Origin of the sequence: Plantactinospora sp. KBS50, assembly GCF_002285795.1 — a bacterium.
Taxonomy (GTDB): domain Bacteria; phylum Actinomycetota; class Actinomycetes; order Mycobacteriales; family Micromonosporaceae; genus KBS50.
The window spans coordinates 1,123,414-1,142,843 of record NZ_CP022961.1 but is presented as its reverse complement, the minus strand read 5'-3'; the positions used below and the strand labels follow the sequence as shown (position 1 = coordinate 1,142,843).

The window sequence follows — 19,430 nt, the reverse complement described above, 5'->3', positions numbered from 1 at the left end:
CCCGCCACCTCCGTCGCGCTACTTGCCGGCCACCACGCCGGCGATCTGGCTGATCGGCTCGGCCAGCGCGTTCACCGCGTCGGAGAGCTTCTTGAGCTCGGCCTGGGACAGCGTGTCCTGCCCCGCCCAGCCGTCGCCCGAGCGGTGCTGCTCCAGCGCGCTCGTCACGTTCGCGAACTCCTCGTCCAGCGTCTTCACCAGGTCCGGTGCCCGCTGCTCCAGGGCCGGGCGCAGCGCCGCGACGGCCGCCTTCGAGCCCTCGACGTTGGCGCTGAAGTCCCACAGGTCGGTGTGCGAGTAGCGCTCCTCCTCGCCGGTGATCTTGCTGCTGGCCACCTCGTCGAGCAGGTCCTTGGCGCCGTTGGCGAGCTGGAGCGGGGTGAGCTGCTCGGCGTTGGCCTTGGCCACGATCTCCTTGACGTCCGCGAGCAACTGGTCCGCGATCGGCCCGTCCTTGCTGATGTCGCCGGTCGTCCAGAGGTCCTTCTCCAGCCGGTGGTAGCCGGTGAACTCCATGCCCTCGTCGACCACGTCGGCCCGGCCGTCGATCTTCGGGTCCAGGTCGCCGAAGATCTCGGCGACCGGCTCGATCCGCTCCCAGTAGGTGCGCGCCACCGGGTACAGCTCCTTGGCCTTCGCCACGTCGCCGGCCTTGACCGCGGCGACGAACTCGCCGGTGGAGTCCAGCAGCGCGGTGGTCTGGCTCCGCACGTACTGCTGGTAGTTCTCCGCGGCACCGGCCAGCGCGGCGTCCAACTGCACCGGCTGCGCCGACCCGGTCACCGTGAACGCGGCCCGGATGCCGTCGCCGACCATCCCGGGCTTGCAGGCGGTCTGGTACGTCCCGGGCGGCAGCTCGACCTTGAACTCGCGGCTCAGGCCGGGTGCGACGTTCTCGACCTCGCCCATCACCCGGTCGCCGGCGCCGTAGACGTAGAACTCGGTGACCTTGCCGCCCGAGTTGCTGACCGTGAAGGTGTGCTGGCCGGCCGGCACCTCGGTCCGGGAGACCGCACAGCTGGTGTCGCCGGCCTCCACCGTGATCGGGCCGCCGGTCGAGGCGGTCGACTCCGCCTTGTCGGCGCAACCGGCCAGGCCGGCCACGGCCAGCGCGCCGGCCACGCCGAACGCGGTGAACTGGATGCTACGCATTGATGACTCCCGAGATCTCAGGCGTTCTGCGGCGCGGGCGCCGGACTGTCGGTGGTGGTGTCGCCGGCCGGGGCCGCCCGTCGCGGGCGGTTGGGCAGCAGGAAGAGGATCAGGACCGGAATGCCGTACGCGACCCAGGCGACCACCTCGAACACGGTGGGCGCGGGGGTGATGTTGAACATCCCGGACAGCAGGCTGGCGTACCAGGAGGTCGGGTCGAACCAGCCCGACACGTCGTACGCCAGGTTCCGCAGGCCGGGCAGCACGCCGGCCTCCTGGAAGTCGTGCACGCCGTACTTGAAGATGCCCGCGGCGACCAGGATGAGCAGGGCTCCGGTCCAGGTGAAGAAGCGGCTCAGGTTGATCCGCACGGCGCTGGCGTAGAGCAGGAAGCCGAGCACCACGGCGGTGAGCACGCCGCCGATCAGGGCGAGCAGCGGGCCGCTACGGCCGCCGGCGGTCTGGGCGGCGGAGAAGAAGATGAGCGCGGTCTCCAGCCCTTCGCGCACCACGGCCAGGAAGGCCATCCCGAGTACGGCCCAGCCGCCGAGCGCGAGCGCGTCGGTCAGCTTCTCCCGCAGTTCGCCGGCGATGGACCGGGCCGCCCGGCGCATCCAGAAAATCATCCAGGTGACGAAGGCCACGGCCAGCACCGAGGTGACCGCGTCGAAGAGTTCCCGCTGCGCCGAGGTCTGCAACAGCGTCGTGCTGGTGTACGTGAGCAGCCCACCGAACAGGACGGACAGCGCCACGGCCAGGCCGACGCCGATCCAGACCTGGGAGAGCTGTTCCCGGCGCCGCGACTTGACCAGGAAGGCGACGAGGATGCTGACCACGAGCGCGGCCTCCAGGCCCTCCCGCAGTCCGATCAGGTACGTGGCGAACATCGACGCTCCGACGAAAGTAAGGCATCCCTTAGTTAGGGCAGCCTACCTTCTCGCGGAAGGCGCTCGGTCGTCAAGTCGGGAACGGACGCCGGCCGGCGGCCCCGCACTCGGGTCGGGGGCCGCCGGCCGGCGTCCGGTCGGTAACGGGGTGCCGCTCGGGATGTCAGTAGCGGTAGTGGTCCGACTTGAACGGGCCCTCGACCGGCACGCCCAGGTAGTCGGCCTGCTCCTTGCTCAGCGTGGTGAGCCGGGCGCCGAGCGCGTCCAGGTGCAGCCGGGCCACCTTCTCGTCCAGGTGCTTGGGCAGCACGTGCACGCCCAGCGGGTACTGGTCGCCCTTGGTGAACAGCTCGATCTGCGCGATCGTCTGGTTGGCGAACGAGTTCGACATCACGAAGCTCGGGTGGCCGGTGGCGTTGCCCAGGTTCAGCAGCCGCCCCTCGGAGAGCACGATGATCGTGTGGCCGTCGTCGAAGCGCCACAGGTCGACCTGCGGCTTGATGTTCTCCCGGGTGACGTCCGGCCGCTTGGCCAGGCCGGCCATGTCGATCTCGTTGTCGAAGTGGCCGATGTTGCCCACGATCGCCTGGTGCTTCATCCGGGCCATGTGCGCGTTGGTGATCACGTTGAAGCACCCGGTCGCGGTGACGAAGATGTCCGCCCGCTCCACCACGTCGTCCAGGGTGGCGACCTGGTAGCCGTCCATCGCCGCCTGCAGCGCGCAGATCGGGTCGACCTCGGTCACCACGACCCGGGCGCCCTGGCCGCGCAGCGACTCGGCGCAGCCCTTGCCCACGTCGCCGTAGCCCATGACCACGGCCATCTTGCCGCCGATCAGCACGTCCGTGGCCCGGTTGATGCCGTCGACGAGCGAGTGCCGGCAGCCGTACTTGTTGTCGAACTTGCTCTTGGTGACCGAGTCGTTGACGTTGATCGCCGGGAACAGCAGAGTGCCGTCCCGCTGCATCTCGTACAGCCGGTGCACGCCGGTGGTGGTCTCCTCGGTGACCCCGCGGATGCCCGCGGCGATCCGGGTCCACCGCTGGCTGTCCTCGGCGAGCGACCGGTGCAGCACTTCGAGGATGACGGCGTACTCCTCGGAGTCGGCGCTCTCCACCGCGGGCACCGCGCCGGCCTTCTCGAACTGCGCACCCTTGTGCACCAGCAGCGTGGCGTCACCGCCGTCGTCCAGGATCATGTTCGGGCCGGCGCCGTCCCCGCCGTCGGGCCAGGTCAGCGCCTTCTCGGTGCACCACCAGTACTCCGACAGCGTCTCGCCCTTCCAGGCGTACACCGGGACGCCCGCCGGCGCCTCGACCGTGCCCTCCGGACCCACCACGACCGCGGCCGCCGCGTGGTCCTGAGTGGAGAAGATGTTGCACGAGGCCCACCGCACCTGCGCGCCGAGCGCCACCAGCGTCTCGATCAGCACCGCGGTCTGAATGGTCATGTGCAGCGATCCGGTGACCCGGGCGCCGCGCAACGGTTGCTGCTGCGCGAATTCCCGCCGGATGGCCATCAGACCGGGCATCTCGTGCTCGGCCAGCTCGATTTCCTTGCGCCCGAACTCGGCGAGCGACAGGTCCGCCACCTTGAAGTCGCCCTCGGCAAGGCTGCCGGGCCGCGAGTTGGTGGGCGCGCCGCCGGACGGCGCCGGAAGGGTGCTGGTCATCGAAGCTCCTGTCGAACGGGTCCGGTTGCGTGATCCTCACCTTACGCGTTCGGCGTGGAGCGCATAGCGCGCGGGACGGCGAGCCGCGGACAGACTCGCTGCCCACCACCCCGCCGCCCCGCGCATCCCCCCGGTTTGGTCTCCGCCGCGCGAGCATCTCAGTTCGCTCACGCTGCGCACACTCATAGTCACAATCCGTATACACACTGTCAAGCGGAACGCGGAAACCGGGTCAGCCGACGGTGGCCACGTACGCCTCGCCGACCCCCGTCAGCACCAGCGCACCCGCGCCCGCCCGGCCCACCGCCGCCGTACCGCGCGGCACCGCCAGCGCCCCGTCATCGTCACCGGCGGTCACCGTGCCGGCGGTACCGAGCACCACCCGGGGACCGGATCCGGTCAACCGGACCGGCGCCGAACCATCCACCCGCACCCGGTACAGCGCGAAATCGGGCACCGGCACCGGCCAGGTCACCACCCCGGGCGCCACCGGCACCGGCAGCAGCACCGGATCGGCCAACACCTCGAAGCGGAGCACCCGCAACAGCTCCGGCACGTCGACCCGCTTGGGGGTCAGGCCGCCGCGCAGCACGTTGTCGCTGGCCGCCATGATCTCCACGCCGCAACCCCGCAGGTACGCGTGCAGGTTGCCGGCGGGCATCCAGATCGCCTGTCCGGGTTCGAGCGCGACGTGGTTGAGCAACAACGCCACCAGCACGCCCGGATCGCCGGGATAGTCCCGCGCCAGCCGCGGCACCAGCCCGGCCGACCCCGACCCGTGGGCGGCCGCCGCCGGGCCGGCGGCCGCGGGAGCGGCGATCCCGGCGGCGGGAGCAGCGGGCGCGGGAGCGGCGATCCCGGCAGCGGCCGACGCGGCCGGTTCGGCCGTACCCGCCGCCCGGACCGCCGCCTCGACCAACCCGGCCCGCCGGTGCGTCGGCACGGTCAGCAGCAACCGGACCGCCTCGCCGAGGCCCTCGACGCCGCGCCGCAGGGCGGCCACCACCGGCTCCAGCTCGGCCAGCCCCAGCCCGGCGATCGCCGCCGCGGAGACCGCCGGATCACGGAAGCCGCACAGCGCCTCGAACGGATGCAGCGCCACCAGCATCTCGGGCTTGTGGTACGGGTCCACATAGTTGCGGTGCACCCCGGCCGCCTCCTCCGCGGCGTACCCGGCCCGGGCCTGCTCGGCGTCCGGATGTGCCTGCAGGGACAACGGCCGCTCCGGCGCCAGCACCTTGAGCAGGAACGGCAGCCGTGGCCCGAACCGCGCGACCACCTCGGCGCCGAGCCAGTGCTCCGGCTCGGCCGCCAGCAGGTCGGGCAGCAGGGTCCGGCCCGCCGGCCGGTCCACCCGCGCCGGGGCGCCCGGATGCGCACCGAGCCACAACTCGGCCTCCGGACCCTCGGTCGGTGCCGGCCGGCCCTGGAACTCGGCCAGCACTCGACGGGAACCCCAGGCGTAGTCGCGGATCGTCCCGTGCAGGGTCTCCATGATCAGCCTCCGGGCAGGTCCGCAGCCCGCTCGGCGACGTCATCGCGGGGATCGGCCACGCCGGCGCGGGCCGCCCGCGCCGCGGCGCTGGCGCTGTAGACGTCCGGCTCCAGGTAGATGACCCGGGCGATCGGTACGGCCGCCCGGATCCGCGCCTCGACGGCGTCGATACCCCGGGCCACCTCACCGGCCAGCTCACACGGCTGCACCGCGATCTTCGCGGCGACCAGCAACTCCTCCGGACCCAGGTGCAGGGTCTTCATGTGGATGATCCGGTCGATCTCCGGGCCGTCCATGATCGCCGCCTCGATCTGGCGGATGTCCTTGTTCGACGCGGACTCACCCAGCAGCAGGCTCTTGGTCTCCACCGCCAGTGTCGCGGCGATCACCACCAGCAGGATGCCGATCATCGCCGTGCCCCCGGCGTCCCACCGGCCGTCGCCCGTGGCCAGCGTCATGCCCACGCCGACGAGCGCGAACACCAGACCCACCAGGGCGCCGAAGTCCTCCAGCAGCACCACCGGCAGCTCGGGCGCCTTCGCCCGCCGGATGAAGCGCAGCCAGGAAACCCGGCCGCGGATCTGGTTGGACTCCTTGATCGCGGTACGGAACGAGTAGCCCTCCATGCCGACCGCGGCCAGCAGCACGACCACCGGCACCCACTGCCAGCTGCGGATGGGCTCCGGGTGGGAGAACTTGTGCCACGCCTCGTAGAGCGCGAACAGGCCACCCAGGCTGAACAGGATGATCGCCACGATGAACGCGTAGATGTAGCGCTCCCGCCCGAACCCGAACGGGTGCTCCGCGGTGGCGGCGCGCCGGGAGCGGCGGTTGCCGAGCAGCAGCAACGCCTGGTTGCCCGAGTCGGCCACCGAGTGCAGCGACTCCGCGAGCATCGACGAGGAGCCGGTGAGCAGCCAGGCGAGAAACTTCGTCACGGCGATGCCCAGGTTCGCGGCGAGGGCCGCGATGATGGCCCGGGTGCCACCCTCGGCGCTCACGGCCGGGCTCCCGGGCGGTACGGCGGCGTCACTGGTTCGACAGCTCCTTCATCTCGGTGATGGCGGGCACCGCCATCGGGTCCAGGCGATGTGCCAGGGCCAGATAGACCGACGCGAAGTCGGGCACCGCGGTCAGCGACGCCAACCGTTCCAGCGCCGACCCGCCCTCGGCCGTGACGACGTCACAGCGCACCCCCCGACGCTCGGCCAGGGTCTGCACGGCGTCCGCGCGCCGCTCCTCCACGGCCAGCGGTTCGGGGGTGTCGTCCTCGGCGTTCAGGCCACCGTCGCGCAGCAGCACCAGACGCAGCCGGGTGCCGGGGGACTCCTCCTCGTCCGGGTCCGCGAAGATGTCCCGGGCGGCCTCACCGAGCCCGCCGAAGACGCCGTCGAGCAGACCCACCCGACCCCGGCCGGCCTCACCCAACGCCCCGGCGACCACGGGGTAGCGGGCGTTGGCCGACAGGGTGTCGCCGAACCGCCGGGCCGCCACGGTGGCCAGCGGCGACGAGCCCCAGACGATCGGGATCGAGCCGGCCAGGCCGAGCGCCAGCGACTTGGCCGGGTTGACGAAGGACTCCGCCTGCGGCCGGCAGCGGTCCGCGTCGGCGTCCAGCCGGGACGCGGTCTCGGCGAGGTCGGCCTCGTTCACCTTCACCAGGCCCAGCGCGCGGGCGGCCATCAACACCGGCACGCTGAGCGCCCACAGGCTCGCCCGGGCCGGCGCCCGGCGCGGCACCGGGATGAACGGCGCGCGCACCCGGTCGGCGACCGACTGCAGTTCCGAGTCGGGCGCGCCGACCGCGACCAGCCGGGCGCCGCGACGCGCGGCGGCCTGCGCCGCGCCCAGCGCCTCGGGGCTGCGGCCCGAGGCGCTCACCGCGATCACCACGTCCGCCGCACCCACCCAGCCGGGCACGCCGGCGCTGCTGTGCGGGATCACCGGCACCGGGCAGCGCGGGCCGGCGACCGTTGCCAGCAGGTCACCGGTACGTCCGGCGGTGCCGATGCCGGCGATCACCACGGCCCGTGGCCGGCCCTCCTCGCCCAGACCGGTGAGATTCGCCTCGGCGGCCAACGCCGCCGACTCGCGCACCTGCGCGCCGGCCGAGGCGGTGAACCGGAGCATCCCGCCCGGGTCGAACTCGCCGAGCGCCTCGGCGTCATCCAGCAGTGCCTCGTCGGCGGTACGCTGCCCGCTCACTCCGGCGGTGCCCTCCATCAGGCTCGTCCTCCAGCCGCAGTCGACATCTACCGGCCAGCTCCCGCGGGGTCTGCGGCTTGCGGCCCGCCCCTCGCCTCGTCCAGCAGCAGCACCGGCACGTCGTCGCGGATCTCGAAGATCCGGCCGCACTCCGCACAGGTCAGCGTCTGCGCCGCGGCATCGTAGTCCAGCGGCGCATGATGCGTGTCCGGACAGGCGAGAATCTCCAGCAACTGCGGGTCCAGGGCCACGACAGCTCCTTCCACGGTGTGTCGACGGGACGCCTCGGCAGTGTCCCCCGGCGCTGTGGATCCTAATCGCGGCGGTCACCACCGACCCGCCCACCGGCCGTCAGGCGCGGACCAGGGCGAGCACCTCGTCGCGCAGCGCGGCCATCCGCTCGGCCGTCGGCGCCTCGACGTTGAGCCGCAGCAGCGGCTCGGTGTTGGAGGGACGCAGGTTGATCCAGGAACCGTCGGGGAACCGCAGCGTCAGCCCGTCCAGCTCGTTGGCCTCGGCATCCGGGTACGCCGAGCGCACCCGCGCCGACGCGGCCGCCTGGTCCGCCACGGTCGAGTTGATCTCGCCGGAGGCCACGTACCGCTCGAACGCGCCGGCCAGTTCCGACAGCGGCCGGTCCTGACCGCCGAGCGCCGCGAGCACGTGCATCGCGGCCAGCATGCCGGTGTCGGCGAACCAGAAGTCCCGGAAGTAGTAGTGCGCCGAGTGCTCCCCGCCGAAAATCGCGTTGGTCCGGGCCATGTCGGCCTTGATGAACGAGTGGCCCACCCGGCTGCACACCGGCTCGCCGCCGGCCTCCCGGACGATCTCCGGCACCGCGCTGGAGGTGATCAGGTTGTGGATCACCGTGCCCCCCGGGTGCTTGGCCAGCTCCCGGGTGGCGACCAGCGCGGTGATCGCGGACGGCGAGACCGGCTCGCCGCGCTCGTCGACCACGAAACAGCGGTCCGCGTCGCCGTCGAAGGCCAATCCCAGGTCGGCGCCGTGCTCCCGGACCGCGGCCCGCAGATCCTCCAGGTTCGCCGGGTCCAGCGGGTTCGCCTCGTGGTTCGGGAACGACCCGTCCAACTCGAAGTAGAGCGGCACCACGGTCAGCGGGAGCGGCGGCAGCACGGCGTCGCCGAGCACCGCCGGCACGGTGTGGCCACCCATCCCGTTGCCGGCGTCCACCACCACCTTCAGCGGCCGGATCCCGGACAGGTCGACCAGCCCGCGCAGGTGTTCGGCGTACGCGGGAAGCAGCTCGCGGCGCTGCTCGGTGTCCTCGGCCGCGGACGTCCCGCCCGGCTGCGCACCGGCCGGCGGCTGCGCGCCCCCGGGCGCACCGGGCCGGCCGGGCTCGGCCTTGTCCAGCAGCGCCTGGGCCCGGTCCCGGATCTCGGCCAGCCCGCTCTGCTGGCCGATCGGCCGGGCACCGGCCCGGCACATCTTGATCCCGTTGTACCGCGCCGGATTGTGACTCGCGGTGAACATCGCGCCCGGCAGGTCCAGCATGCCGGAGGCGAAGTAGAGCATGTCGGTCGACCCGAGGCCGGTGGAGATCACCGACATGCCCTCGGCCCGCACCCCGGACGCGAACGCGGCCGCCAGTCCCGGCGACGAGTCCCGCATGTCGTGCGCGATGACCACAGTGTCCGGTGCGTCCTCCGCGGCCGCGAGCACCTGCGCGAAGGCGGCGCCGAGCGCTTCGGCCGCCCGCTCGTCCCACTGGTCGGGGACGACACCGCGGACGTCGTAGGCCTTCACGATCTGGGACAGGTCACTCAAGGGTCTCGCTCCTGTTCGGCGGCCGGTTCGGCAATCCGTTCGGCGGTCCGGTTCGGCGGTCCGGCCGACGGGGATGGTCCAGCCGATACGGACGGTCAACCCGGAGCGTATCCGAGCGGACCGAGCCGACCCCGGTCAACCGCCGTCACCCGGCGTCGGCCGCCATCGCACCGTCACCCCACGGCCATCCCGCCTCGATTCCTCGTCGATCAAGGTGTCCGTGGCGCAGGAAAGCGCTTCCAGCGCGGTGGACGCCTTGATCAACGGGACGAGGGAGCGGGCAGGCAGACCGGGCGGCGAAGCGGGCCGAGGTGTGCGGTGTCGGCCTTTTCAGGATCCGGGCTGGCGGGGCAACCGCGGCATGGCCTGCGTGGCGTCGGGACCGACGGCACGGTGCCGGGGCCGCCCCGGGTCGTTGGACCGCGGGTCGTCCGACCACGGGTCGTTGGCCGGCGGCGCGCTGGACGGCCGCGGGCCGAACGGCTGGGCACCGGACGGCGGACCGCTGGACGGCCGGGTGCTCGCCGGCGGCGCGCTGGACGGTTCCACCTGCGGGAACAGCGCCGTCGGCTCGGCGAACGGCCGGCTGGCGCCCGGCCCCGACCAGGCGCTGTCCGGCTGACCACCCTGGCCGTGCCGACCACCGCCCGGGGCCGGCCGGTCGGTGCCGGATCCGGCCCAGCCGGCGCCGTACTCCGGCTGGCCGGTGCCCTGGGCGTGCCGGCCGGTACGCGGCGCTCCGGCGCCTCCGCCGGAGTAGCCACCGGACCGGTACTCGCGGGGTCGGGGCGGTCCGCCGGCGAACGCCGCGGCACCGGTGCCGGCCACCGCCGCGGCACCGGCCATCGCCGGCGCTCCGGCGCCGGGGCCGTCGTCGGGCCGGTTGCGGCGCAGCAGCATCACCAGCAGCGCCACCCCCATCCCCACCATCCCGATGCCCAGCACCATGACGAGCCCGCCGATGCCGAGCCCGCCGGAATCGCTGGCCGCCTTCGCCGTACCCGCGCTGGCGTTGGGCACCGCCTGGACCACCGGCTCGTCGGTGGGCGCCACGGTCGGCTCGGCCGGGGTGGTCTCGGACGGCTGCGCCGACGGGCTGGCCGTGGCCTTCGCCGCACCCTTGACCTTGCTGGTGTGCGACGCCCGGCCGAACACGTCGCCCGCAGCGGTGCTGAACTGGCCGATCAGCGTCGCGGTGCCGGACGGCGTCCCGTTCAGGAAGGTGAGCCGGTAGCGCACCGACACGCTCTTCTTGTTGCACAGCACGGGATTGCCCGGTGCGACCGCCGCGGTGGCGATCTCGCCCTCGCCGCCGCTGACCCCGATCGCGTGCCACCGGCCGTCGACCGCGACCTCGGCCCGCAACTGGTCGGGTGCCAGGCCGGCCAGCCGGACGCCGAGCTGGCTGCGGACGGTCACACAGCCCTTGGTCCGCTTGGCGGCCCCGAGCGTCACCGCGCCGACCGAACCGCCGGCGGTGAAGCTGCTCGGAACGTGTATTGAAACCCGATCCTTGTCGGCGGCAAGGGCCGGCGCGGCGGTGCCACCGACGACGGCCACGAGCAGCACCGCGGCCGCGGCCAGCCGGCCGGCGCCGAGTCGTCGCATCATGATCCACCTTTATGGTCACCCGGGTACGGCGGACAGCGTAACCCTCCCGGACGGAAACGGTCGGGCTCAGTACGCCTCCGCCGAGCACCGCAGGGGGCCGGTTGACCCGGCGGAGCGAGCGACGTCTGCCGATTGACGGTGACCAGCGTCACCCCAGGCCGGGCCGAGGGGCGCCGATCCCGTACGGGCGACTCGGACGTTCCGCCCGCGTCGCAGACCGTCGATGGCCGACCGTCGGGACCTCGGGAGGGACCCTACGGCTCACATGCCAGGTGTTCCCGGAAGTCCTGCGGATCGTCCTCCCAGCGCAGTCGCCAGCGCTGGAGGAAGCCGGAGTCCTCGACGTGCAGTTCACCCTTCTGCGGACCGGTCGGAAACAGCGCCGCGATCAACGCCGGCCGGTCGCCGTCCGCGATCGCGGCGGCAATCCCGGTCGGTGCCGTCCCGGTCGGCGCCGCCCGTTCCCAGCCGGCCGGCAGCGCCGCCGCCAGCTCGGCCGCGAACCGCTCCGCCGCCGGCACGCCGCGCCGTTGCGCCAACTCCAGCACCCGATCGGCGGCCCGACCGGTGATCTCGCCGTAGTACTCCTGGGTGTACTCGTCCGGCGGCTGCGGCCGGTTCTGGAACCGGTACGCCTCGGCGACCGCGCGCCCGTACCCGACCGCCGCCGGCGTGAACCCGCCGGCCAGCCAGTGCGCATCGGCCCGGATCCGGTACAGGTCAGCGCCCAGTTCGTGATCCCAGTCCTCGTCCAGCACGGCCATCCGCTCCGCCCGGTCGACCGCCGCACGCCACAGCCGAGCCCCGCCGGGCCAGTCGCCGCGTTCGAGGGCGTGATCGGCCCGTTCCCGCAGCATCCACGCCGTCAGCCAGTCGTCGTCGAGTCGTTCGAACGCCTGCTGCGCCCGTACGTAGTAGCGCTCGCCCGCAGGATCGGCGGGGTCGCGGTAGCGGCGGGTGTGTGCCAGGAACACCGAGATGAGCGCGTCGGTCCGGGCGAGCTGCGCGGCGTCCTCGGCGGTACGCGAAAGCCGGCTGTTGGTCAGCCCGCACAGCTCGCGGATGAGCAGCAGTTGTGCCCGCATCTCGTCCCAGCCCGCGGTCGCCGGCTTGTGCCCGCCCAGCGGATAGTGGTCGAGCAGGTGGACCAGCGCGTCGGCCAGCCGCTGCTCGGCGTTGCTCGCCGTACCCTCGGTTGCCGGCTGCTCGACCGACCAGGCTCCGGTGGCCCGCTCCCAGTCCTCGATGAGTTGCCTGTTGAACGGGAACGGGTGGTAGCAGCCCCACCAGTAGAAGGCCTCCAGGAAGACCAGCGTGAACCGGGCCCGGGCGATCTCCCGGCGCTGCGCCACGAACCCGGAGTGGTAGAGCCACTCCCGCTGGTACGCCTGCCACTCGGGATCCTCGTACCGGTACCAGGCGCCGTACTCGCCGACGTCGTCGTCGGCCTGCCGGGCCAGCAGCCAGCGGAAACAGTAGTCGGCCGCCTGAGCGTGCAGCCGGAGCCACTCCCGGCGGTGGTCGATCCGCAGCCGGTTGTCCACCGCCTGCCGGACGAACTCGTGCAACCGCGACCAGCCGGTCGCCAGCCCGGACACCGAGAGCACCGGATGGGCGAGCCGGTAGGCCCGCAGCGCCCGCATGGCCTCACCGACCTCGCCGTCGACCGGCCGGTCGCCCTCCGGGGCGAGCAGGTCGGCCAGCATCGGTTCGTCGAACCGGTGCACGATCGCGGCGGCCGAGACCGCCCGGGTGAGCAACGGCTCGGAGACCTGGTCGAGCAGCGTCTTGATCAGCGCACCCCACCGGGTGCGGTCGTCCGGCACCTGGGCGAGCATCCGGCGCAGCCGGGCCGGATGCAGCGCGTCGGCACCGACCTGCACGATCAGTTCGGCGGTCAGGGCCACGCCGTACGGGTGGCCGTCGGTGAACCCGTAGACGACCGCCGGCAGCCAGTCCGGCACCGGCTCGCCGATCAGCCGGGCCGCCAGGTAGGCGGCCACCTCGTCGGCGCTCAGATCGTCCAGGTGCCGCCTGGTCAACCGCTCCGACAGCCGGCCGAAGTCCGCCAGCATGGGCATGCGGGCCATCACGAGCAACGTCCGCGGCAGCCGGGCCGCGATGCGCAGCAGCCAGGCACCGATCTCGTCGTCCGCGATCAGTTCGGCCGAGTCCACGACGATGAGCACCCGGCGGTGCTCGGTGAAGGCGGTCCAGGCGGCGACGAAGTCGTCGTCGGCCTGCCGCTGCAAGCGGCTGACCTGGTCGCGGAACGTGTCGATCGGGACCTGGAGATGCGTCGTCAGGGTGATCGGCCCGACCTGGGACCGGCGCCCCAGGCTGACGGAGTTCCCCACGGTCCCGGCGTCCAGCAGCGGCGTCGCGGCCGACTCCAGCATGGCGAGCCGGAACGCGCGGAACGCGCGGTCGTGGCCGTCGGTGATGCGCAGCATGATCTTGATGCTCTGCAGGTACGTGTCGGAGATGACGTTGCCGGACGCCTCCTCGCCACGCTTGTGGTGGCCGCTGCCGATGCCCTCGGAGAGCAGGTCGACGGCGCGCACCACGACGCCGTCCCGGCCCGTGACCCGGTTGACGAGCTGGCGCAGGAACGCGGACTTGCCGATGCCCCGCACTCCCACGATGTCGAGGACCCGGCCCTCCTCCGCGCCGAGCAGCAGCTCGACGGCCTCGGTCAGCTCCGCCTCCCGCCCGACGAACAGCTCCATCGTCAGGACGCCCCGTCGGAGGCCGGCGCGTCCTTCGGCGAACCGTCGTCGCGCTGCCCCCGGTCGGGCTCGACCGGCTCGGGCAGCCCGGCCCGCATGGTCAGGGACTCCATCCGTGCGCGCCGGCCGGCCCGCAGCGAGTTGCGACCGGCGGCGCGCAGGTCCACGTCCCCGATGTCCGGCCGGTGGCCGAGGTCCACATGGTTCGAGCCGGGCGGCGTGCCGGCATCATCGCCGTCCGCCGGAGCGGACCGGCGGGAGGCCGCACGCAGGACCGCCCAGACAACGCCGATGGTCAGGGTCAGCCCGGCCAGCAGCCAGGCGTAGATCGCGCCGCCGGGCGGGCCGGCCAACGCCACGATTGCCAGCAGGACCGTGGCGCCGAAGCAGGTGAGCAACAGCGGCTCGGAGCGCAGTCCACGGGCCACAATGGTGGGTACGGCGAACAACGAGTTGCGGGGTGATGACTCTGGGTCGTTCTGTTCGGACACTGTGGCGACTCCGTACGGTGGGGGTCCGGTCGGAGTGACCGATTTTTCCGGCGTGGCGCGACCAAAGGTGTCGGCTATCCGCCATTGGGTGAACCTTTGACCAAGCGGACACGTTGCCGGCGCCCGGCAGGGCCCGGCACGGCCCCCGATCGGTCAGCCCGCTCGGGATTCGCGGCCGGGGTCGGGTCGGGATCAGGCCGATGCCGGGTCCTCCGCACAGGGCACCTCGGCCAGTTCGTCGGTGGGCCGGGCGGGCACTCCACCGGGCCGGTCCAGCGCGCCCAGCAGCGCGGTGGTGGCCGGGTCGGTGGCCACCCCGCCCTCGGCACCGGTCAGATACTCGGTGAGGAACACCCGCAGCGGCTCGGTCGCCACCGTGTCCGCTCCGGCCGCACCGGCCAGCTCCGGCGCGACGTGCAGGCTCATCAGCAGCATTCCGTACACCCGGCCGGCCCCGCCCAACGAGGGCTGGAAGTACGGCAGGTCGAGGATCCGCGCCCCGCGGCGGCCGTAGAACCGCAGCCGGGCGGCGGGATCGCCGGTGGCCGCGCTCCCGTCGTGCCGGTCGGGCCGCTCGACCTCCGCCAGCACCACACACGGCCGGTACCGGCCGGCCCAGTCGGCCACCACCTCGTCGTAGAGCCGGCCGCCGGTGCCGCCGCCGCGACCCTGCGCCGCCACCGCGAGGTAGCCCAGCAGCATCACCCGGCAGGACGGGGACCACTCGCCGACCGCCGTGGCGAGGATGCGTCCGTCGTCGTCGACCGCCGCCCAGACCTCCTGGCCACCGTCCCGTACGCCCTCGCGAAGCTCGTCCAGCGAGATCAGTTCGCTCGGTGGAAAGGTGGGCACGAGCAGGCTCCGGTAGACGAATTCCAGATCGGCGCCATCGTCGAGCCGGACCAACCGCATGCCGATTCCCCTCATTTGCCGGGGCGCGCCGTCCCGGTACACCAGAGAAGCTAACAAACCCGCGGCGGGTCGGACCCGATCGTGCGTCACCCTTTGCGCCCGACCCGACCCGACCCGGCCCGACCCGGCGCGGCCGCCGCGGAGCACCGCCGGCGATGGACTGCACGACGAGGTTGAAGTGGCCGTTCCCGTCGTCCACGAAAGCGACCGACCCGCCGCCAGGGGCGATGTCCATTGTGGGCGCAAACCTGAGGTCCGGTTGGAAGTCTTGGTATGCGGGCACGACGTGAGTCTATGAACCCCGGTAAAGGTCGTCGGACCGGCGACGACGGATCAGTGGTGCGGCGGGATGACCCGCAGGTGGCCGCGGCGGCCGGTGTGCTGCTCCCCGTTGATCTCCGCCTCCAACTCCGCCGGCCGCGGCGGCGCGGGGCGGGCGGCCTCGCGGACCGCCTCGGCCAGCGCCACGAGGTCGTCGGTGGTCGGCGGTGGCGGCTCGAACTCGCCCTCGTGCCGGACCACCTCCCACCCCCGCGGGGCGGTCAGGCTGCGGGCATGCGGCTCACAGAGGTCGTACGTGTGCGGCTCGGCGAACGCGGCGAGCGGTCCCACCACGGCCGTGGACTCGTTGTAAACATAGGTCAACGTGGCGACGGCCTGTCGGGGGCAGCCGTTGCGGGAGCAACGCCGTGGTGACCTCACGGCGGCACGGTATCGCCATTACCCGCTCCGGGGTGCCGGATGCGGATCCGACACGCCGGCCGCGGAGATCACAGTTCGAGCATGCCGCATCACCAGCGGCACGCCCCCGATACGTCCGCCCCGGTCGGGACTACGCTTTTCCCAGCGGCACAGCTCCATGGGGTGGCAGATGACCAGTCCGGACAACCGCCGGCCGGATGCGGGCCGGCGGCCGAAGCGGGATCGGCGCGGCCGAGGGCTGCGCGGCCGGCTCGTCCCGGCCACCGTACCGCTGGCCCGGACCAAGGCGGAGATCTTCGATGATCTTGTCCTGGACACGGTCGAGACGCTGGAACGGCGGTTCGCCAAGGAGCTGACCGGCGTGGAGTTCGCGGTCGAGGACGTGCCGCCGGAGCTGAACGTCTACGACTCGGACGTCCTTGAGGACGGCGAGGTGCCGCTGGCCCGCCTGCTGCCGGGGCGCCCGGGGCGGCAGGAGATGCCGCCCCGGATCGTGCTCTACCGCCGGCCGCTCGAATTCCGTGCGATGGACAACGACGACCTCGCCGACCTGGTCCACGATGTGATCATCGAACAGGTGGCGAATCTGCTGGGCGTGGATCCCGACGAACTGGCCTGACCCCGACTCAGGCGACCCGCCGCTTCAATTTGCGCCGTTCGCGCTCGGACAGGCCACCCCAGATGCCGAACCGTTCGTCGTGCCCGAGTGCGTATTCCAGACAATCGCTCTTGACCTCGCAGCGCGAGCAGATCCGCTTCGCCTCGCGGGTCGAACCGCCCTTCTCGGGGAAGAACGCCTCCGGGTCGGTCTGCGAGCACAGCGCCCGCTCCTGCCACTCCGGTGCGTCTCCGAGCAGGTCGGCCACCTCGAGTCGGCCGTCCATGCAACTGCCTCCTTTTCGTGCAACGGCAGCGGGCCGCTGCAACCCCCCACGCGGAAGGCGTGTTTTGTCCGTCGGATGCCTGTTTGATGCACTCCGTACGAACGACCCCTCCGGAATTACACGCGTGTTGTACGTGCGTCGTCAAGCGGAACCTGGTAGGTGCAAAACGCCGTCCGGACCGATTCGACCCGCCATACGGGCGCTGCGACCTGGACACCCTGGCCTATCGGTCGAGGGCGGGCACGAGTAACGCCTGAGACGGAAAGTCGACCGACATCCGGCGTGGCGCCCGGCGTGTCGCTACCGGCTCGCGTCATCCGATGTGCCCGTAGACCGTGGACCGCTGCCGGGCCGGCCGGCCCGCCGCCGCCGCCATCGCCACGAGCTGCGCGACGGTCCGCGCCGAGCCGTGGTCGGCGCCGGCCATCCGGGAGATCGTCTCCTCCATCAGGGTGCCGCCCAGGTCGTTGGCGCCGCCGCGCAGCACCTCGGCCGTGCCGGCGTCGCCGAGCTTCACCCACGAGCACTGGATGTTGGCGATCCGGCCGTGCAACAGCAGCCGGGCCATCGCGTGCACGACCCGGTTCTCCCGCCAGGTGGGACCCGGTCGGGCGATCCCGGCCAGGTAGATGGGGCGTTCGTGTGCACGAACGGCAGGCCCACGAACTCGGTGAAGCCGCCGGTGGTGTCCTGCACCTCGGCCAGCACCCGGAAGTGCGCCAGCCACTGCCCCGGGTGGTCGACGTGGCCGTACATCATCGTGGAGCTGGACCGGATGCCCAGCTCGTGTGCCGTGCTGACCACCTCGACCCAGGCGGCGGCCGGCAGCTTGCCCTTGGTGAGCACCCACCGCACGTCGTCGTCGAGGATCTCGGCGGCGGTGCCCGGGATGGTGTCCAGGCCGGCCTCGCGCAGCCGGGCCAGCCACTCCCGGATCGGCACGCCGGCCTTGGCCGCGGCCGTGACGATCTCCATCGGCGAGAAGGCGTGCACGTGCAGGCCGGGCACCCGGTCCTTGATCGCGCGGACCAGTTCCGGGTACGCCCCGACCGGCAGCTTGGGATCGATGCCGCCCTGCATGCACACCTCGGTGGCCCCGGCCCGCCACGCCTCCTCGGCCCGGTCGGCCACCTGCGCGACCGACAACCGGTACGCGTCGGCGTCCCGCTCCCGCTGGGCGAACGCGCAGAACCGGCAGCCCACGTAGCAGACGTTCGAGAAGTTGATGTTGCGGTTGACCACGTAGGTGACGTCCTCACCCACCGTGTCCCGCCGGACGTCGTCGGCGAGCCGGCAGAGCTGTTCCAGGGCCGGGCCGTCCGCCTCGAACAGGGCCAGCGCCGCCGCCGTGTGCCGCGGCGTGAGCAGCGCGGCCGGGTCGTCCGCGGCCAGCCGCAGGGCCGCCCGCAGGTCGCCGTCCATCGTCGCGGGCGGTGCGCCGGGACCGCGGGTACGCGGCGCCGCGCCGTCCGCTCCGGCCGACGCGGCGGTCCGGCCGGCGACCTCCGCCCAGTCGCCGTAGACGCTGTCGAAGTCCCCGCGCCGGTCCCCGGACCGGCCCGCGGTGTCGATCGTGACGTGCAGGTCGGTCCGCCCGGCGGCCTGGATCCCCTCCTCCGGCTCCTGCCAGGGCCGCCCGGCCGGGACGGCACCCTGCACCGCGAGCCCGGTGTCCGGCTCGGCCAACGCGCGCACGTGCGGTTCCACCCGGGGGTCGAGCCATCCCTCGGCCCGGCGGACGTACTCCGGATAGATCGTCAGACGCTCCCGCAGCGTGAATCCCGCCGCGGCGGTGCGGTCCGCCAGCCGGTCCAACTGCGGCCACGGCCGCTCCGGGTTGACGTGGTCGGGGGTGACCGGCGAAACGCCACCCCAGTCGTCGATGCCGGCCCGCAGCAGCAGGTCGTACTCCTCGTCGATCAGGTTGGGCGGAGCCTGCACCCGCGCCCGCGGACCGAGCAGGATCCGGGTCACCGCCACGGTCGCCGCGAGGTCGTGCAGTTCCGCGTCCGGCATGCCGCGCATCGCGGTGTCCGGCTTCGCCCGGAAGTTCTGCACGATCACCTCCTGCACGTGCCCGTACTCCCGCAGGGCCCGCCGGATCGCGAAGATGGTGTCCACCCGCTCGGCCAGGGTCTCCCCGATGCCGATCAGCAGGCCGGTGGTGAACGGCACGCCCACCCGGCCGGCGTCCGCCAGCACCCGCAGCCGGACGGCGGGCTCCTTGTCCGGCGAGCCGTGGTGCGGGCCGCCCGGCTCCGACCACAACCGGGTGGCCGTGGTCTCCAGCATCATGCCCATGCTGGGGGCGACCGGCTTGAGCCGCTGCAACTCCGACCAGGACAGCACTCCCGGGTTCAGGTGCGGCAGCAGCCCGGTCTCCTCCAGCACCGCGATGGCGCAGGCCCGCAGGTAGTCCAGGGTCGAGTCGTAGCCCCGCTCGTCCAGCCAGCGCCGCGCCGCCGGCCAGCGCTCCTCCGGCCGGTCGCCGAGGGTGAAGAGGGCCTCCTTGCAGCCCTCGGCGGCCCCGGCCCGGGCGATCGCCAGCACCTCGTCCCGGTCCAGGAAGGCGGCGGGCAACCGGTGCGGCACGGTCGCGAACGTGCAGTAGTGGCAACGGTCCCGGCACAGCCGGGTGAGCGGCACGAAGACCTTCCGCGAGTAGGTGACCACACCCGGACGGCCCGCCTCGCGCAGGCCGGCGTCGCGGATCGTGCCGGCGAGCGCCAGCAGCTCGTCCAGGGCGCTGCCCCGGGCGTGCAGCAGCGCGGTCGCCTCATCGGCGGAGAGCGTCCGGCCGTCTGCGGCCCGGCGCAGGGCCCGGCGCAGACTGGCCTCGGTCGGTACCGGAGCGGAGACATCGGCCATCGGTCGAGCCTAGGACCTTTCTCGTCACGGACCC

15 protein-coding genes and 1 pseudogene are annotated in these 19,430 nt (G+C 72.8%); 1 reads left to right on the top strand and 15 read right to left on the bottom strand.

What is annotated here, in order from left to right:
- Nucleotides 1-18 precede the first annotated feature (18 nt).
- From efeO to CIK06_RS05220, 13 genes are all read right to left on the bottom strand, one after another.
- Entirely contained in the window at nt 19-1,152 is a 1,134-nt protein-coding gene (gene efeO, locus CIK06_RS05280) for an iron uptake system protein EfeO (RefSeq protein WP_095563880.1), read from the bottom strand.
- A 17-nt stretch (nt 1,153-1,169) separates the two neighbouring features.
- A complete protein-coding gene (efeU, locus tag CIK06_RS05275; protein ID WP_095563879.1) occupies nt 1,170-2,039 on the bottom strand; it encodes an iron uptake transporter permease EfeU in 870 nt (289 codons plus the stop codon).
- Between the two features lie 163 nt (nt 2,040-2,202).
- On the bottom strand, nt 2,203-3,711 hold the full coding sequence (gene ahcY / locus CIK06_RS05270) for an adenosylhomocysteinase (protein WP_095563878.1): 1,509 nt from the start codon (nt 3,709-3,711) through the stop codon (nt 2,203-2,205).
- A 232-nt stretch (nt 3,712-3,943) separates the two neighbouring features.
- Nucleotides 3,944-5,206: a mannose-6-phosphate isomerase, class I gene (gene manA, locus CIK06_RS05265; protein ID WP_095563877.1), complete on the bottom strand. Its 1,263-nt coding sequence runs from the start codon at nt 5,204-5,206 to the stop codon at nt 3,944-3,946.
- 2 nt (nt 5,207-5,208) lie between these two features.
- Nucleotides 5,209-6,207, bottom strand: a complete 999-nt coding sequence (locus CIK06_RS05260; protein ID WP_095563876.1) for a cation diffusion facilitator family transporter — start codon at nt 6,205-6,207, stop codon at nt 5,209-5,211.
- Between the two features lie 28 nt (nt 6,208-6,235).
- Nucleotides 6,236-7,432 carry an SIS domain-containing protein gene (locus CIK06_RS05255; protein ID WP_095567581.1) on the bottom strand — a complete coding sequence of 399 codons (1,197 nt, stop codon included), beginning with the start codon at nt 7,430-7,432 and terminating at the stop codon, nt 6,236-6,238.
- A gap of 26 nt (nt 7,433-7,458) precedes the next feature.
- Nucleotides 7,459-7,662, bottom strand: coding sequence for a Trm112 family protein (locus CIK06_RS05250; protein ID WP_095563875.1), 204 nt, complete (start codon nt 7,660-7,662; stop codon nt 7,459-7,461).
- A 100-nt stretch (nt 7,663-7,762) separates the two neighbouring features.
- Entirely contained in the window at nt 7,763-9,199 is a 1,437-nt protein-coding gene (locus tag CIK06_RS05245; protein ID WP_095563874.1) for a phosphomannomutase/phosphoglucomutase, read from the bottom strand.
- A 330-nt stretch (nt 9,200-9,529) separates the two neighbouring features.
- A complete protein-coding gene (locus CIK06_RS05240; protein ID WP_095563873.1) occupies nt 9,530-10,810 on the bottom strand; it encodes a hypothetical protein in 1,281 nt (426 codons plus the stop codon).
- Nucleotides 10,811-11,064: 254 nt separating this feature from the next.
- Complete coding sequence (locus CIK06_RS05235) at nt 11,065-13,539, bottom strand: AAA family ATPase (RefSeq protein ID WP_095563872.1); 2,475 nt, start codon at nt 13,537-13,539, stop codon at nt 11,065-11,067.
- Nucleotides 13,540-13,541: 2 nt separating this feature from the next.
- The gene (locus CIK06_RS05230) at nt 13,542-14,030 is read right to left on the bottom strand and encodes a hypothetical protein (RefSeq protein WP_157756604.1); all 489 of its coding nucleotides are present in this window, start codon (nt 14,028-14,030) and stop codon (nt 13,542-13,544) included.
- Nucleotides 14,031-14,222: 192 nt separating this feature from the next.
- Nucleotides 14,223-14,942: an N-acetyltransferase gene (locus CIK06_RS05225; RefSeq protein ID WP_095563870.1), complete on the bottom strand. Its 720-nt coding sequence runs from the start codon at nt 14,940-14,942 to the stop codon at nt 14,223-14,225.
- Between the two features lie 333 nt (nt 14,943-15,275).
- Complete coding sequence (locus tag CIK06_RS05220; RefSeq protein ID WP_095563869.1) at nt 15,276-15,644, bottom strand: DUF3499 domain-containing protein; 369 nt, start codon at nt 15,642-15,644, stop codon at nt 15,276-15,278.
- A 169-nt stretch (nt 15,645-15,813) separates the two neighbouring features.
- Here CIK06_RS05220 and CIK06_RS05215 point away from each other — a divergent pair, with 169 nt between their 5' ends.
- Entirely contained in the window at nt 15,814-16,263 is a 450-nt protein-coding gene (locus CIK06_RS05215) for a metallopeptidase family protein (RefSeq protein WP_095567580.1), read from the top strand.
- Nucleotides 16,264-16,270: 7 nt separating this feature from the next.
- On the opposite strand, the gene CIK06_RS05210 is transcribed toward CIK06_RS05215, so the two are convergent.
- Nucleotides 16,271-16,528, bottom strand: coding sequence for a WhiB family transcriptional regulator (locus CIK06_RS05210; RefSeq protein ID WP_095563868.1), 258 nt, complete (start codon nt 16,526-16,528; stop codon nt 16,271-16,273).
- Nucleotides 16,529-16,841: 313 nt separating this feature from the next.
- Nucleotides 16,842-19,396 (bottom strand): annotated as a pseudogene (locus CIK06_RS05205) (bifunctional FO biosynthesis protein CofGH).
- Nucleotides 19,397-19,430: the final 34 nt, after the last annotated feature.

Coding starts and splice junctions, on each gene's coding strand:
- efeO (WP_095563880.1), bottom strand. CDS start 1,152: ATGCGTAGCATCCAGTTCACCGCGTTCGGCGTGGCCGGCGCGCTGGCC.
- efeU (WP_095563879.1), bottom strand. CDS start 2,039: ATGTTCGCCACGTACCTGATCGGACTGCGGGAGGGCCTGGAGGCCGCG.
- ahcY (WP_095563878.1), bottom strand. CDS start 3,711: ATGACCAGCACCCTTCCGGCGCCGTCCGGCGGCGCGCCCACCAACTCG.
- manA (WP_095563877.1), bottom strand. CDS start 5,206: ATGGAGACCCTGCACGGGACGATCCGCGACTACGCCTGGGGTTCCCGT.
- CIK06_RS05240 (WP_095563873.1), bottom strand. CDS start 10,810: ATGATGCGACGACTCGGCGCCGGCCGGCTGGCCGCGGCCGCGGTGCTG.
- CIK06_RS05235 (WP_095563872.1), bottom strand. CDS start 13,539: ATGGAGCTGTTCGTCGGGCGGGAGGCGGAGCTGACCGAGGCCGTCGAG.
- CIK06_RS05225 (WP_095563870.1), bottom strand. CDS start 14,942: ATGCGGTTGGTCCGGCTCGACGATGGCGCCGATCTGGAATTCGTCTAC.
- CIK06_RS05215 (WP_095567580.1), top strand. CDS start 15,814: ATGACCAGTCCGGACAACCGCCGGCCGGATGCGGGCCGGCGGCCGAAG.
- CIK06_RS05210 (WP_095563868.1), bottom strand. CDS start 16,528: ATGGACGGCCGACTCGAGGTGGCCGACCTGCTCGGAGACGCACCGGAG.